Source organism: Streptomyces solincola (assembly GCF_002982015.1).
Taxonomy (GTDB): Bacteria; Actinomycetota; Actinomycetes; order Streptomycetales; family Streptomycetaceae; genus Streptomyces; species Streptomyces solincola.
Map to the genome: position 1 here is coordinate 1 of NZ_PVLV01000119.1, position 13,106 is coordinate 13,106.

At 73.4% G+C, this 13,106-nt stretch carries 14 protein-coding genes; 7 read left to right on the forward strand and 7 right to left on the reverse strand.

What is annotated here, in order from left to right:
* Positions 1–256: 256 nt before the first annotated feature.
* Complete coding sequence (locus C6N75_RS09450; protein ID WP_258177309.1) at positions 257–1,114, forward strand: AfsR/SARP family transcriptional regulator; 858 nt, start codon at positions 257–259, stop codon at positions 1,112–1,114.
* A 106-nt stretch (positions 1,115–1,220) separates the two neighbouring features.
* On the opposite strand, the gene C6N75_RS09455 is transcribed toward C6N75_RS09450, so the two are convergent.
* The 3 genes from C6N75_RS09455 to C6N75_RS09465 are packed head-to-tail and all read right to left on the reverse strand — an operon-like array spanning position 1,221 to position 3,275.
* Positions 1,221–1,976 (reverse strand): SDR family NAD(P)-dependent oxidoreductase, encoded by a 756-nt coding sequence (locus C6N75_RS09455; RefSeq protein WP_105868429.1) that lies wholly within the window; start codon positions 1,974–1,976, stop codon positions 1,221–1,223.
* Complete coding sequence (locus C6N75_RS09460; protein WP_105868418.1) at positions 1,973–3,007, reverse strand: 3-oxoacyl-ACP synthase III family protein; 1,035 nt, start codon at positions 3,005–3,007, stop codon at positions 1,973–1,975. Before C6N75_RS09460 ends, C6N75_RS09455 begins: the two co-directional genes overlap by 4 nt.
* A 13-nt stretch (positions 3,008–3,020) precedes the next feature.
* Positions 3,021–3,275: a hypothetical protein gene (locus C6N75_RS09465; protein ID WP_105868419.1), complete on the reverse strand. Its 255-nt coding sequence runs from the start codon at positions 3,273–3,275 to the stop codon at positions 3,021–3,023.
* A 178-nt stretch (positions 3,276–3,453) separates the two neighbouring features.
* Between C6N75_RS09465 and C6N75_RS09470 the strand changes: the two genes are divergently transcribed.
* From C6N75_RS09470 to C6N75_RS09490, 5 genes are read left to right on the forward strand one after another with little or no spacing between them, the layout of a single operon-like run.
* Positions 3,454–4,332, forward strand: a complete 879-nt coding sequence (locus C6N75_RS09470; protein WP_105868420.1) for a class I SAM-dependent methyltransferase — start codon at positions 3,454–3,456, stop codon at positions 4,330–4,332.
* 11 nt (positions 4,333–4,343) lie between these two features.
* The gene (locus tag C6N75_RS09475) at positions 4,344–5,912 is read left to right on the forward strand and encodes a flavin-containing monooxygenase (protein WP_105868421.1); all 1,569 of its coding nucleotides are present in this window, start codon (positions 4,344–4,346) and stop codon (positions 5,910–5,912) included.
* Positions 5,913–5,932: 20 nt separating this feature from the next.
* Positions 5,933–7,423, forward strand: a complete 1,491-nt coding sequence (locus tag C6N75_RS09480; RefSeq protein WP_105868422.1) for an FAD-binding protein — start codon at positions 5,933–5,935, stop codon at positions 7,421–7,423.
* A 38-nt stretch (positions 7,424–7,461) separates the two neighbouring features.
* Positions 7,462–7,935 (forward strand): SRPBCC family protein, encoded by a 474-nt coding sequence (locus C6N75_RS09485; protein ID WP_105868423.1) that lies wholly within the window; start codon positions 7,462–7,464, stop codon positions 7,933–7,935.
* A complete protein-coding gene (locus C6N75_RS09490; RefSeq protein WP_105868424.1) occupies positions 7,932–8,774 on the forward strand; it encodes an alpha/beta fold hydrolase in 843 nt (280 codons plus the stop codon). The genes C6N75_RS09485 and C6N75_RS09490 overlap by 4 nt, the downstream gene beginning before the upstream one ends.
* 85 nt (positions 8,775–8,859) lie before the next feature.
* On the opposite strand, the gene C6N75_RS09495 is transcribed toward C6N75_RS09490, so the two are convergent.
* The 4 genes from C6N75_RS09495 to C6N75_RS09510 all read right to left on the reverse strand — a co-directional run bounded on the left by C6N75_RS09495 (position 8,860) and on the right by C6N75_RS09510 (position 12,090).
* Positions 8,860–9,852, reverse strand: a complete 993-nt coding sequence (locus C6N75_RS09495) for an AraC family transcriptional regulator (RefSeq protein WP_105868425.1) — start codon at positions 9,850–9,852, stop codon at positions 8,860–8,862.
* Between the two features lie 4 nt (positions 9,853–9,856).
* Complete coding sequence (locus C6N75_RS09500; RefSeq protein ID WP_105868426.1) at positions 9,857–10,408, reverse strand: anthrone oxygenase family protein; 552 nt, start codon at positions 10,406–10,408, stop codon at positions 9,857–9,859.
* Positions 10,409–10,504: 96 nt separating this feature from the next.
* Positions 10,505–11,158, reverse strand: a complete 654-nt coding sequence (locus C6N75_RS09505) for a hemerythrin domain-containing protein (RefSeq protein ID WP_105868427.1) — start codon at positions 11,156–11,158, stop codon at positions 10,505–10,507.
* Between the two features lie 101 nt (positions 11,159–11,259).
* The gene (locus C6N75_RS09510) at positions 11,260–12,090 is read right to left on the reverse strand and encodes an NmrA family NAD(P)-binding protein (RefSeq protein WP_105868428.1); all 831 of its coding nucleotides are present in this window, start codon (positions 12,088–12,090) and stop codon (positions 11,260–11,262) included.
* A gap of 304 nt (positions 12,091–12,394) precedes the next feature.
* On the opposite strand from C6N75_RS09510, the gene C6N75_RS29975 reads away from it, so the two are divergent.
* The coding region (locus C6N75_RS29975) for a GNAT family N-acetyltransferase (RefSeq protein ID WP_107503740.1) at positions 12,395–13,106 on the forward strand (712 nt) is incomplete at its 3' end.

Consider the following 13,106-nt stretch of genomic DNA (forward strand, 5'->3'; position numbering starts at 1 on the left):
ACCGCCGCGCCGGGTGAGGGGCCCGCGGGCGCCCTCGCGCGGCGACGGTGATCCCCACAGTAGGCAGAGCACGGAAGAGTCCCGGTCGAACGCCCGGCACGTCTGCGCGGGCGTTCGACCGGGACTCTTCCGTGCTCTGCCTACTGTGGGGATCACCGTCGCCGCGCCGGGTGAGGGGCCCGCGGGCGCCCTCGCGCGGCGGTCCGCGGTCGATCCATGGGGGGGCTCAACTGTGCTGATCAGACTCATCGGGCTCGTGACCGTCGAACACGACGGCTGCCCACCGCGGCATCTGTCCAGCGCGCAGGTCCAGGTGGCCTTCGCGCGGCTGATCCTGGAGCGCGCCACCGGCACCAGCCGGGACCATCTGGCCGACACGGTGTGGCCGGAGGGGCTGCCGGACACCTGGGCGTCGGCGCTGCGCAGCGTCGTCAGCCGGGTGCGCGCCTGCGTCACCGGTCCGCAGCAGCGGCCGGGCGAGACGCCGCTGGTCGCCCAGAGCGGCCGCTACCTGCTGCGTCTGTCGGACGACGCGGCGGTGGACGTGGAGGTCGCCGAGACGGGTGTGCGGGAGGCGAGCGCGGCGTTCGCGGACGGCGCGCACGCGGTGGCGCACCAGATGGCGGCCGGCGCGGTGTCGAATCTGCGGGGCTCCTTCCTGCCGTCCCACGAGGGTGACTGGGTGGGCGCGGAACGCGAACGGGTGGACGAGCTGCGGCTGACCGCGCTGGAGCTGGCGAGCCTGTCGGCGGCGGCGCTGCGCGACGAGCACCACGCGCTGCGGTACGCCGACGAGGCGGTGCGGCGGGCGCCGCTGCGGGAGAGCGCGCACCGCTGCCGGATGTCGGCCTACACGGCGGCCGGCAACCGGGCGGACGCCCTGCGCGCCTACCACCACCTGCGGGAGGTGCTGGCGGAGGAGCTGGGCATCGAGCCGTCCGCGGAGACCCAGGAGGCGTATCTGAGGCTGCTGCGCGACCCGGGCACACCGCGTCCGCGCCGGGCGGCGGCCGCCGCGCGCCGCCCGCGCCGGGGCGGCGACGACCTGGACGCCTCCCTGCTCGGCGCCTTCGACGCGCTGCCGCCGCCGGCGCGGCGCGCGCAGCCCACCTGAGGACCGCCGCGCGGCGGGGCGGGCCGTCTGCGGAAGCGCCCGGCGGGGCGGCCGGCCGCAGGGGAGACGGCCGGCCGGCCCGGCGTGCCGCCCGGACGGGCGGCGGTCAGGTGATGGAGACGCCGCTGTCGATGCTGATCACCTGGCCGGTCATGCAGTCCTGCTCCAGGAAGAGCCGCATGCTGCGGGCGACCTCCTCCACGGTGACGAAGCGGGGGATCGGGGCCTTGCCCTCCATCCCCTCCTTGACCCGGTCGGGGAGGTCCACCGTCATGCCGGTGATCATGAATCCCGGGGAGAGGGCGTTGACGGTCACCCCGCGCCGGCCGCACTCCGCGGCCAGCGTGCGGGTGAAGCCGATCAGCCCCGCCTTGGAGGCGGAGTACGCCGTCTGCCCGGCCGTGGCGATGAGCCCGGACGGCGAGACGATGTTGACGACCCGTCCCCAGCGCCGCCGCAGCATGTGCGGCACGGCGGCGCGCGCGGTGTGGAAGGAGCCGACCAGGTTGGTCTGGATGACCTGGGCCCAGTCCTCCGGCGCCTGCATCGCCATCAGCGCGTCCTTGCGGATGGCGCCGTTGTTGACCAGGACGTCGACGGGCCCCAGCTTCTCGGAGACCTCCTGGTACAGGGCGGTGACCGCCGCGTAGTCGCCGACGTCGCCGGTGACCACGACCGAGTCGTTGTGCAGCTTGTCCTGCACGGCCCGGGCCGCCGCCTCGGAGGAGTTGTAGTGCACCGCGACCCGGCAGCCCAGCGCGTCCAGCTCGACCGCCAGGGCCTGGCCGAGGCCGCCGGAGGCGCCGGTGACGAGGGCGACCGGCTGCTCGGGGCGCTCCCCGAAGGACTTGCCGCCGCTCATGACGTACCTCCCGAGGTGGTTGCCGCGGTGGCCGCGGACGCCGCTGCCGCGGTGTCGCCGCCCCATTCGAGCAGGATGGAACCCCAGGTCATGCCGGCGCCGAAGCCGGCCAGCAGGACCAGGTCGCCCCGCTGGATGCGGCCTTCCTCCAGCGCCTCGGTGAGCGCGATCGGGATCGACGCGGACGCCGTGTTCCCGTACTTGTGGAGGTTGGCCACCAGGGCCTCGGGGCGCAGCCCGGTGTGGCTGAGGATCGAGTTGATGATCCGGATGTTGGCCTGGTGCGGGATGACGTGCCGGACGTCGGCCGCCTCCACCTTGGCCTGGGTGAGGGTCTCGCGCACGGTGCGCACGGTGTAGCGGACGGCGTTGAGGTAGATCTCGTTGCCGTTGATCTGGGCGTAGTGCAGCCCGTCGCGCACGGTCTGCTCGGTGGTCGGCATCCGGCTGCCGCCGGCGAGGACCTTCAGGCTGCCGGTGCAGCTTCCGTCCGCGCCGAGGTTCCAGGCCAGCACCCTGTCCTCGGCGGCCGGCGTCAGCACGACCGCGCCCGCGCCGTCGCCGACGAGGATGGACAGGTCCCGGTCGGCCGGGTTGGCCGTCAGGGTGTGCGTGTCGGAGCCGATGAGCAGGATCGGCCGCGGGTCGATCTTGATCAGGCCCATGGCCTGCACCAGGCCGTAGACGAAGCCCGCGCACTCGGAGTTGACGTCGTGCGCGCTGCCGGCGATGCCCAGTTCGTGGTGGACGAACGCGGACGTCGCGGGCGAGGGCTGCTCGGGCGTGGCGGTGGCGACGATCAGGTGGGCGATGTCGCCACCGTCCAGCCCGGCCTTCTCCAGGGCGCGCCGGCCGGCCTCGACGGCCAGGGAGGCAGTCGTCTGGCCGGGTCCGACGGCCCGCCGCTCATGGATGCCGCACCGGCTGGTGATCCAGTGCTCGTCGACGCCGAAGCGCGTCGCGAGCTCGGTGCTGGTGACCACGCGTTCGGGTACGGCCATGCCCCACCCGGCGATGTCGAAGCCGTTCATGTGGCGCCCCCGCTCAGGACTGGGCCGGGACGAGCGCCAGGATCCGGTCGTAGACCACGCGCAGCGTGGTGGTGTCGTCGATGTCGGCGAAGAGCGACTCGTCGGCCGGGATGTCGGGGTACGCGTTCTGGAAGCCGTACAGCCACTCCATCAGGTCCAGCGAGTCCACGTCGGGGATGTGCTGGAGCGGGTGGTCCGGGTCGACCTTCGCGGCGCCCGACACGGCCTCGAGCCGGCTCGCCAGTTCTTCGATGGTGGGCAGCGACATGAGGTTGGTCCTCTCTCACGGATGCTCCGGGATGTCCGGTGGCTCGATCCGTATGCAAGCCGCAGGCGCGCAAGGCGGGCGCAACAGCCGCGCACCGCTGCCGTGTTGCGCCGCTGTTGCGAGGGGCGCGGTTGTCTCGGTCCCGACAGCCGCACGCCCGACAGGAGTTGAGGACACCATGACGACGGTCGCTGCCAGGACGGTCCCCGAGGTCGACGCGATCAGGCACCACTACGAGGTCAGCAACGACTTCTACCGGCTCTTGCTGGGCCCGACGATGATGTACTCCGGCGGCTACTGGGAGGAGGGCGAGGGGCTGACGGAGGCCCTCGACGAGGCCCAGGAGCGCAAGCTCGACACGTTCGTGGAGCTGGCGAACGCCGCTGGCGCCCGCCGCGTGCTGGACGTGGGCTGCGGCTGGGGCACCATGATCAACCGCGCCACCACCGTGCACGGGGTCCAGGAGGCGGTGGGCCTGACGCTCAGCCGCACCCAGGAGCAGTTCATCGCCGGGCTGGACAACCCGCGGCTGACCACCCGGGTGGAGAGCTGGGAGGACCACACCACCGACGACCCGTACGACGCGGCGTTCTGCATCAACGCGCTGGAGCACTTCGTCTCCTCGGCGCTGCCGCCGCGCGAGCGGACCAAGAAGTACCGGGTGTTCTTCAACACCGTCGGCAAGACCCTCAAGCCCGGCGCCCGGTTCGTGCTGCACACCATGACCGCCGAGGCGCTGCCGATGAACCGCCAGCTCCTGGACGACCTGAAGTTCCTCCAGCGCTCGGAGTTCGAGAACTGCCACATCCCGCACCTGCACGAGCTGACGCAGGCCGCCGAGGGGCTGTTCGACGTGGTGGAGATCGTCAACGAGCGGGAGTCCTTCGCGGTGGCCTGCCGCGCCTGGCTGAAGCTGCTGGCCGAGCGCCGGGACGAGGCCGTGGCGCTGGAGGGCGAGGAGGTCGTGGCGCGCTTCGAGCGCTACCTGGACATCTTCGCGTACACGCTCGAGGACAAGTTCTTCAACAACTTCCGCATCACCGTCGCCAAGCGCTGAGGAGTGCCGACATGACGAGCGTTCTGGAACCCCCCGCCTCCGCCGGCGGGGCGGCGCCGGCCGCCGCCGGGGCGAGCGGCGGCGGGCCCACCCGGCATCTGCGGGTGGCCGTGATCGGCAGCGGATTCTCCGGCCTGGGCATGGCGATCCGGCTGCTGCAGAAGGGCATCGACGACTTCCTGGTCTTCGAGCGGGCCGACGAGGTGGGCGGCACCTGGCGCGACAACACCTACCCGGGGTGCGCCTGCGACGTCATGTCCCACCTCTACTCCTTCTCCTTCGCCCGCAACCCGGGGTGGAAGTCCACCTTCGGCAAGCAGCCCGAGCTGCACGCCTACCTGAAGGACTGCGCCGACCGGTTCGGGGTCCGCCCGCACATCCGCTTCGGGCACGAGCTGCTCTCGGCGGCCTGGGACGAGACCACCCGGCACTGGGTGGTCGAGACCTCGCAGGGCACCTACACCGCGCAGGTGCTGGTGACCGGCACCGGCTACCTCAGCGAGCCGGCGGTGCCGGCCATCGAGGGCCTGGCGGACTTCGAGGGCGCGGTGTTCCACTCCTCGCGGTGGGACCACTCGCAGGACCTGTCCGGCCGGAAGGTCGCCGTCATCGGCACCGGGGCCTCCGCGATCCAGTTCGTGCCGGCGATCCAGCCGGTGGTGGGGCACCTGGACCTCTACCAGCGCACCCCGCCGTGGATCGGCCCGAAGAACGACAAGCCGACCAGCGCGCTCCAGTCGGCGCTGCTGCACAAGGTCCCCGGCTACCAGCGCTTCCGGCGGAACTTCAACATGTGGGGCCGGGAGATCCTGGCCTTCGTGATGGCCCGCCCGCAGGTGGCCGGCAAGATGCAGAAGATGGCCAGCGACCACCTCGCCAAGAGCGTCGCCGACCCGGAGCTGCGCGAACGGCTCACCCCGGACTACGTGATGGCCTGCAAGCGGCTGCTGTTCTCCAACACGTACTACCCGGCGATCCAGCAGCCCAACGTGGAGCTGGTCACCGACGCCATCGCCCGCGTCGGCCCCAAGTCGGTGACCACCGCCGACGGTACCGAGCGCGAGGTGGACACCATCATCCTCGGCACCGGCTTCCAGGCCACCGACCGGCCGGTGGCCGGCCGGATCACCGGCCGCGAGGGCCGGCTGCTGCGGGACGTGTGGCACGAGCAGGGCATGTCCGCGCACCGCGGCACCACGGTCAGCGGATTCCCCAACCTCTTCATGCTGCTGGGGCCCAACACCACCCTCGGGCACTCCTCCCAGGTCGTCATGATCGAGGCGCAGATCGGCTATGTGCTGAGCGCGCTCAAGGAGATGTCCAAGCGGAATCTCGCCAGCGTCGAGGTCCGCTCGCAGGCCCAGGCAGAGTGGAACGAGGCTCTGGCCCGACGCCTCGACGGCACCGTCTGGAACGCTGGAAACTGCCGAAGCTGGTACCTCGACGAGCACGGGCGCAACCCCTCCATCTGGCCAACGTACACATGGCGATTCCGTCGGCAGACCAAGCGCTTCCAGCCACAGGAACACCAGCTCGCCACCAGCGTCGGAGCGGGAAGACCGTCGGTGCACCACGTATGACCAACGGGAGTGGACGGACGATGAACAACAAGCTTTCCCGCCGCGGGGTCCTCGGCGGCATAGCGGCCACCGCCGTGATCGGCTTCAGCCCCACCCGGGGCTGGGCCGTGGCGGGGTCCGAGTCCCGCCCGCGGGACCTGTCCCCGGTGCCCGTCCTGGACGGACGCCTGGAGACCGCCCCGGCCGCGGTCGGCGACTTCAGCGAGGACTTCGGCAAGCTGAAGGGCGGCACGCCCTGGGCGGTGCTGCGGCCGGGCTCCGTCGACGACATCGTGAAGATGGTCGACTACGCCCGCGCCAACAAGCTGAAGATCGCCATGAACGGGCGCGCCGGCACCGGCGCCGACCTGGAGTCGCACTCCTGCTACGGCCAGGCCGCCGTCCCCGGCGGCATCGCCATCGACGCCCGCGGCCTGTCGAAGATCATCAGCGTCTCCAAGGGCAGCGCGGTGGTCGAGGCGGGCGCCACCTGGGCCGAGCTGACCCACGCCGCGGCCGCCTCCGGCCAGACGCCGCCGGCGCTCACCGACTACCTGCACCTGTCGGTGGGCGGCACCCTCAGCATCGGCGGCATCGGCGGCACCGTGCAGAAGTACGGGCTCCAGACCGACCAGGTCATCTCGCTGGACATCGTCACCGGCACGGGCAAGCTGCTCACCGCCTCGCGCGACAAGCGCCCCGACCTGTTCGAAGCGGCCCTCGGCGGCGGCGGCCAGGTGGGCATCATCGTCCGCGCCAAGCTCAAGCTGGTGCCCGCGCCGCAGCGCGCGGTCGTCTTCAGCCTCTTCTACGGCGACCTCGCCACCTACCTCGCCGACGCCGAGAAGGTCATGGCCGACGGGCGCTTCCAGGTCCAGGCCGGCGAGCTGCTGCGCAAGCCGGACGACTCCGGCTGGAACTACAAGCTGGAGGCCGCCGCGTACTACTCAGGCACGACGGCCCCCGACCGGGCCAAGCTGCTCGCCGGGCTGCGCGACGACCGCTCCCGTGCGGTCATCGAGGACGGCACCTACCTGGACTACATGTTCCGGCTCGACCCGTACGAGACGTACCTGAAGGAGACCGGCCACTGGCAGACGCCGAAGCCGTGGCTGAGCCTGTTCCTGCCGGCGAACAAGACCGCGGAGTTCATGCGGCACGTCGAGTCGGTGCTCACGCCCGGAATGCTGGGCGCCGGGTTCCTGCTCTTCTACCCGTACCTCACCTCCAAGGTCACCCGGCCGCTGACGGTCCAGCCGTCCGGTTCCGTCGGCTACCTCTTCGACCTGCTGAGCTTCCCCGACCCGGGGGTCACCAAGGCGGAGATCGACGCGATCCTGGCGCTGAACCGCCGCCTCTACGACAAGGCCGTGGCCCTGGGCGCCAAGCGCTACCTGGTCGGCGCGATCCCCGGCATGGGCAAGGCCGAGTGGCGCCGGCACTTCGGCCGTTCCTGGGACGCCTTCCAGGACGCCAAGAAGCGCTACGACCCGGCGAACATCCTCACCCCGGGCCAGGGGTTCTTCTCCTGAACCGGCCCTGACCTGACCCCGCATCCACAGGAGTCGGCATGACGTACGACCTCATCGACGAAGCAGTCGTCGACGCGCCCCCGGCGGAAGTCTGGGACGCGCTGCTCGCGGAGTTCCGCGGCGGCGCCCGCTGGTGGGTCCCCGCCAACACCTTCGCCACCACCTCGGGTGCGCCCGACCAGGTGGGCGGCCGGGTGGCGGTGACCGTGCACACCAAGGGCGCCGACAAGGGCGGCCTGAAGCTCCGGTTCACCGCCCGCACCACCGCGGTCGACCCCGGGCGGCGGCTGGACATCGAATACGTCGACGGGGTCTTCCGGGGCCCGAGCTCCTTCGTCCTCGACCCGGTGGACGGCGGCCGCCGGACCCGGATCGGCATGCACTTCCAGGGCCGCCCGCACGGCTGGCTGAAGGTGCTGGCCAAGGTCGCCGACATCGGCGGGGAGCACTCCCGCGCCACCAGCGCGGCGTTCACCGCGCTCGGCGGCGTCCTCGCCGGGGAGCGGGCATGACCACCGCGGCCGCGGCGGTGGCCGCCGCGGAGACGACCGTCACGACGGACGACGGCGCCGCGCTGGCCGTCACCGTGCTGGCCCCCCTCGGCACGCCGTCCGGTACGACGGTGGTCCTCGCCCACGGCTGGGCCGCCGCCCGCCGGGTCTGGGGCACCGTCGCCGACCGGCTGATCCGCGAGGGCCACCGGGTGGTGCTGTACGACCAGCGCGGCCACGGGGCGTCCGCGCCGGGCCGGGAGGGCTTCACCGTCCCCCGGCTCGGCGCGGACCTCGGGGCGGTGCTGGAGCACGTCGGCGCGCCGGACGCGATCGTCGCCGGCCACTCCGGCGGCGGCTTCGCGGCCCTGTCCTACGTCACCTCCGGCCCGCGCGAGCTGAGCGGCCTGCTGCTGCTCGGCACGGCCGCGCACGACCAGGACACCCCGGACAGCGAGGTGCGGATGATGGGCAGCGCCCTGTTCACCCGCGCCCTGCGCCGCCCGGCGCTGGGCCGCAAGCTGCTCGGCCAGACCATGGGCAAGGGCGCGGACCGCCGGGCCCTGGAGGTCAACCGGCAGATGTTCGCCGCCACCGCGCCGCAGGTACGGGCGGACGCCTTCCGCTCCTCCCGCGGCATGGACCTGCGCGAACCGCTCGCCACGGTCCGCATCCCGGCCGTCGTCCTGGCCGGCGCCGCCGACCGGGTCGTCGCCCCCGCCCTCGGCCGCGCGGTGGCCGAGGCCCTCCCCGAGGCCCGCTTCGAGGAACTCCCCGACGCCGGCCACATGCTCCCCCTGGAGACACCGCAGGAAGTCGTCCGCGCCATCCGCGAACTGGCCGACCGGCGCAGGGGCTGACCGCACCGGGCACGTTGCGCCGCTTCCCCCGCGGGCCGGGGGGGGGCGGCGCTCTCCGGCGTACGGGAGCGGGCGGCCGGGCCGGCTACTCGCCCAGGACGACCGTGCCCGTCGGGGCGCCCGCGCCGATCTCGCGGTCGGAGGCGTTGCTGGCCCGGTATTCGCTGGGGCTCATCCCGCGTACCCGCCGGAACGCCGAGCTGAGGGCGAACGCGCTGCTGTAGCCGACCGCGTGGGCGGCCGCGGCCACCGTCGTCTCCGGGTCGCGCATCAGGTCCGCGGCGAGCGTCAGCCGCCAGGACGCCAGGTACGCCATGGGCGGCTCGCCGACGACCGCGGTGAACCGCCGGGCCAGGCCCGCCCGGGAGATGCCGATCTTGCGGGCGAGGGAGTCGACCGTCCAGGCCCGCGCCGGGTTCTCGTGCAGCAGCTTCAGCGCCGGACCCACGGTGGGGTCGCTCTGCGCCCGGTACCAGGCGGGCGCGCCGGCCTCCGGGTCGGCCAGCCAGGCCCGCAGCACGCTGACGAACAGCAGGTCGAGGACCCGGTCCAGGACCAGTTCCTGGCCGGGCTGGTCGCGCGCGATCTCCTCGGCGAGCAGCGCCACCAGCGGGTCGCCGGTCGCGCCGGTGCGGCGCACCAGCAGCGTCGGCAGGGTGTTGAGCAGCCGCCGGCCCACCTCGCTGGGCGCCTGGTAGGTGCCGCTGAGCATGACCGCCGAGCCCTGCCCGAGCGGGTCGCCCCAGGTCCGTACGCCCAGCGCCATCGTCTCGGTGACGTCCTCGCCCTCGGTGGTGCTGCACCGCTGCTCCGTCCCGACGACCACGTGCACCGGGGTGCCCTGGGCGTCGGCGATGGTGTACGGCTCGGGGCCGCGCAGCACCGCCACGTCGCCGGGGCGCAGCCGCGCCGGCGTGCCTCCGTCCGGCATGGCCCAGGCGTCCCCGCTGACCATGGTGACCAGCGAGATCGGCGCCCGGTCCTCGATCCGCATCGCCCACGGCGGCGTGAACACCGACTTGAGCAGGAACGCGCCGCGGGCCTTGGGGCCCTCCAGCAGACCGGTGAGGGCGTCCATCGCCTCAGGCCGCCCGGTGGCGCAGCGCCAGGGCGCGGCCGAGGCAGACCAGGGCGGCGGTGCAGGCCAGCGTGCGGAGGGAGTTGGACCGGGCCCAGGGCGCGCTGAAGCCTTCCTTCAGCTCGCCGAGCCTGCGGATCGCTTCGGGCGCTCCGGCGGCGGCGAGCCTGCGGTTGAGCGGCACGTTGACGGCGAAGGTGAGGGCGACGGCGGTGGCGTAGCAGCCGAGCGCGCCCCAGGTCCAGCGGGCCGCGGCCAGGCGTCCGTGCCGGCGCAGCCGCAGCCCGGCCGAGCCGGTGGCCAGGAAGGCGCCGAAGAACACCGCGCCGAACAGGCCGTTCTCGATGGCCTCGTTGATGTTCTGCATGACGGTGACGTAGGTCTGGTCGTCGCCGCGTTCCAGGCCGGGCAGCACGGCCGCGTCGAAGGCGAAGTAGAGCCCGGCGCTGAGGCCCATCGCGATGGTCGCCGCGTACAGGTCGGGTCCGGCGACGGGCGCGGAGTCGAGGGCCGATTCGAGGGCGGCCGCGGGTGCGGTGAGGGCGGCGGTGGGCATCGGTCGGGCTCCTGCCGGTCGGGCGGACGGGATGGGTGCGGCGCCGTAGGACGCGGGCCGGACGGGGGTGGCCGGCCGCGTCGTACGGCGCCGCGGTCAGCGGGGGCGCAGGACCGCGCCGAGGCCGCGCTCGTAGCGGCGGCGCAGCACGGTGCGGCCGAGGACCCGGACCGGTGGCGGCATGGTCGCCGCGACCCGGCGCACGGAGTCGGCCGGCGCCTCGTCGAACATCCAGGGCGGCAGGTAGGCGAGGGTGCGGGGCGGGGCGGTGCGCACCAGGCGCTGCTCCAGGTCGAGGTAGTCGCGTTCGCCGAGCCGCAGGAAGACGGGGAAGACGATCTCCTCCTCGTCGGCGAGGTGCTCGTGCAGCACCTCGGAGAACCGCCGGGCGGCCGTAGTCAGTTCGCCGCCGGCCGGACTTCCCGGCCGCAGCGCGGCGCTCACGCCGTCCATGGCGGCGTCCAGCTCGCCGTGGTCGTCGGCCAGCTTCTTCGCCTGCTCGGCGCAGTCGGGCAGCTTGCGCAGCAGCTCGGGCCAGAGCGTGTGGTCCTCGCTGCGGTGGTGCCAGTCGATGACGTCGCGCAGCCTGCTCCACCAGCGGGCGGCCGCCTCCGTTCCGGCGGCGGTGAGCGCGGGCGCGGCGGCGGTGAGCCGCCGGGCGTCCCGGCGCATCCCGGTGTGCATCAGGGCGAAGCCGTGCAGGTGGCCGGGGAGCGAGCCGAGTCGCTCACTGGACGGGGAGGCGCTCATGGCCCGCTCCAGGGGGTCGGGGGCTTCGTTCGTTTCCGGGGCGGAGTCCGGCAGGGGCCATCGCGTCCTGCCGGACCGCCCTGGTGCGTCGTGCGGCGGGCTCAGACGTTCCAGACGCCGCGGGCGGCCGCCTCGCGCGCGAACTCGGCGAAGTCCTTCGGCTTGCGGCCGATGGCCTCCTCCACGCCGTGCACGAGGTGGGCGTTGCGCCCGTCGAGGACGTTCTCGAACAGCTCCGCGAAGTCCTCGGGCAGGCCGTGCTGCACGAGGGCCGCGCGGTACTCGTCCTTGCTGATCGGGATGTAGCGGATGTCGCGGCCGGTGGCCTTGCTGAGCTCCTCCGCCACGTCGCCGAAGCTGAGCAGCCGGGGGCCGGACAGCTCGTAGGTCTTGCCGATGTGCTTGGGGTCGGTGAGCGCGGCCACCACGACGTCGGCGATGTCGTCGGCGTCGACGAACGCCTCCACCGCGGCCCCGGTCGGCAGGGCGATCTCGCCGGCCAGGACGGGCTCCAGGAAGAAGCTCTCGTCGAAGTTCTGGTTGAAGAAGCTGGAGCGGACGACGGTCCAGTCCGCGCCGGAGTCCTTCAGCTTGTTCTCGCCGATGACGGCGCCTTCCTCGCCCCGCCCGGAGAGCAGGACCAGGCGGCGGGCGCCCTTGGAGACGGCGAGCTTGGAGAACTGCGCGATGTGCTCGTCGGCGCCCGGGAAGGCGAGGTCGGGGTAGTAGGTGACGTAGACGGCGCCGACGCCCTCCAGGGCGGGCTCCCAGGTGGCGGAGTCCTCCCAGACGAAGGGCGGCTCCCCGGAGCGGGACCCGACGCGCACCGGGAGGCCCTGTGCGGTGAGTCGCTCGGCGACCCGGCGGCCGGTCTTGCCGGTGCCGCCGATGACCAGGATCGTCTTGCTGTCGGTCTGCTGTGTGTTCGTCATGGGAACCAGTCAACTCCTGTGCGGTGAGACGAGCCATCGCCGCAACGCTCAGCCGCATACGCAGTCGTCTACGTACGGAGGAACGAAGGGCAGACACGAACACAGGCGAGCCTAATGAGCCGTCAGGCCACCGGCCACAGCTCTCAAGCCGGCCTCCAGCCGTACCCCGGCGGCCCTGCGGTCGGCCTCCGTCCGCCCTCCGGCCGGACTTGAGTCGCCTCTGCCGCCCCTCCCCCGCTCGACCGGCGCTCCAGCTCCCTGGTCCAGCCTCGGGCCATCGCGAGGTCCATCTGGGAGTGCTGCCATGACGCACGCGGTCATCGTCAACGCCAGGCGCCAGTACGCCGTCTGGCCCTGCGGCTTCGCACTGCCCCGGGGCTGGCACGCCACCGGCTGGAGCGGCGCGGAGCAGACCTGCCTGGCCCTGGTCTCCGAGCTGTGGCACGACGCCGGCACGGCCTGCGGCGCGGCGTCCGGTACGGGTGGGGCCGCGGGGCGGGGCCGGCGCGCCCGTTCCCGTACCCCCGGCGACGAGCGCCACGCCCCGGTCCTGCTGGCCGCCGAGCGGCTGTGGCTGCGCGAGGCGTCCGTCCTGGAGGCCCGCATGCTCGCCGCCGGCGGCGGCGCCGGGCTGCTCTGGCCCGGCGCGGGCCCCTGGCCCGCCGTGGTCCGGGCGGCCGACGCCGCCTGCCGGGCGGTCGACGCCGGCCGGCACGGCCCCGGCTGGGGCCTCTACCTGCTGCTGCGCACCGAGGACGCCCAGGTCGTCGGCACCGCGCTGTTCACCGGCCCGCCCCGCCAGGGCACCGTGGAACTCATCCTCGACCTGCACCCCTCGGCCGCCGGGGACCGCGGCTACGCCGGTGAGGCGCTGGCCGAACTGGCCCGCTGGTCCCTCCTCCAGAGCGCCGTCCGCCAGGTCGTCGTCCCCGTCCCCGCCGCCGACGCCGCCGCCCGCGCCGCCCTGGAGCACGCCGGCGCGGCAAGGCGCTGGTGGAGCACGAGGACCTGGCGGC

Excerpts from the sequence above, each read along its gene's own strand:
- C6N75_RS09455 (WP_105868429.1), bottom strand. The coding sequence starts at position 1,976 with ATGAGCGGCGGCAAGTCCTTCGGGGAGCGCCCCGAGCAGCCGGTCGCC.
- C6N75_RS09460 (WP_105868418.1), bottom strand. The coding sequence starts at position 3,007 with ATGAACGGCTTCGACATCGCCGGGTGGGGCATGGCCGTACCCGAACGC.
- C6N75_RS09465 (WP_105868419.1), bottom strand. The coding sequence starts at position 3,275 with ATGTCGCTGCCCACCATCGAAGAACTGGCGAGCCGGCTCGAGGCCGTG.
- C6N75_RS09470 (WP_105868420.1), top strand. The coding sequence starts at position 3,454 with ATGACGACGGTCGCTGCCAGGACGGTCCCCGAGGTCGACGCGATCAGG.
- C6N75_RS09475 (WP_105868421.1), top strand. The coding sequence starts at position 4,344 with ATGACGAGCGTTCTGGAACCCCCCGCCTCCGCCGGCGGGGCGGCGCCG.
- C6N75_RS09480 (WP_105868422.1), top strand. The coding sequence starts at position 5,933 with ATGAACAACAAGCTTTCCCGCCGCGGGGTCCTCGGCGGCATAGCGGCC.
- C6N75_RS09485 (WP_105868423.1), top strand. The coding sequence starts at position 7,462 with ATGACGTACGACCTCATCGACGAAGCAGTCGTCGACGCGCCCCCGGCG.
- C6N75_RS09490 (WP_105868424.1), top strand. The coding sequence starts at position 7,932 with ATGACCACCGCGGCCGCGGCGGTGGCCGCCGCGGAGACGACCGTCACG.
- C6N75_RS09495 (WP_105868425.1), bottom strand. The coding sequence starts at position 9,852 with ATGGACGCCCTCACCGGTCTGCTGGAGGGCCCCAAGGCCCGCGGCGCG.
- C6N75_RS09500 (WP_105868426.1), bottom strand. The coding sequence starts at position 10,408 with ATGCCCACCGCCGCCCTCACCGCACCCGCGGCCGCCCTCGAATCGGCC.
- C6N75_RS09505 (WP_105868427.1), bottom strand. The coding sequence starts at position 11,158 with ATGAGCGCCTCCCCGTCCAGTGAGCGACTCGGCTCGCTCCCCGGCCAC.
- C6N75_RS09510 (WP_105868428.1), bottom strand. The coding sequence starts at position 12,090 with ATGACGAACACACAGCAGACCGACAGCAAGACGATCCTGGTCATCGGC.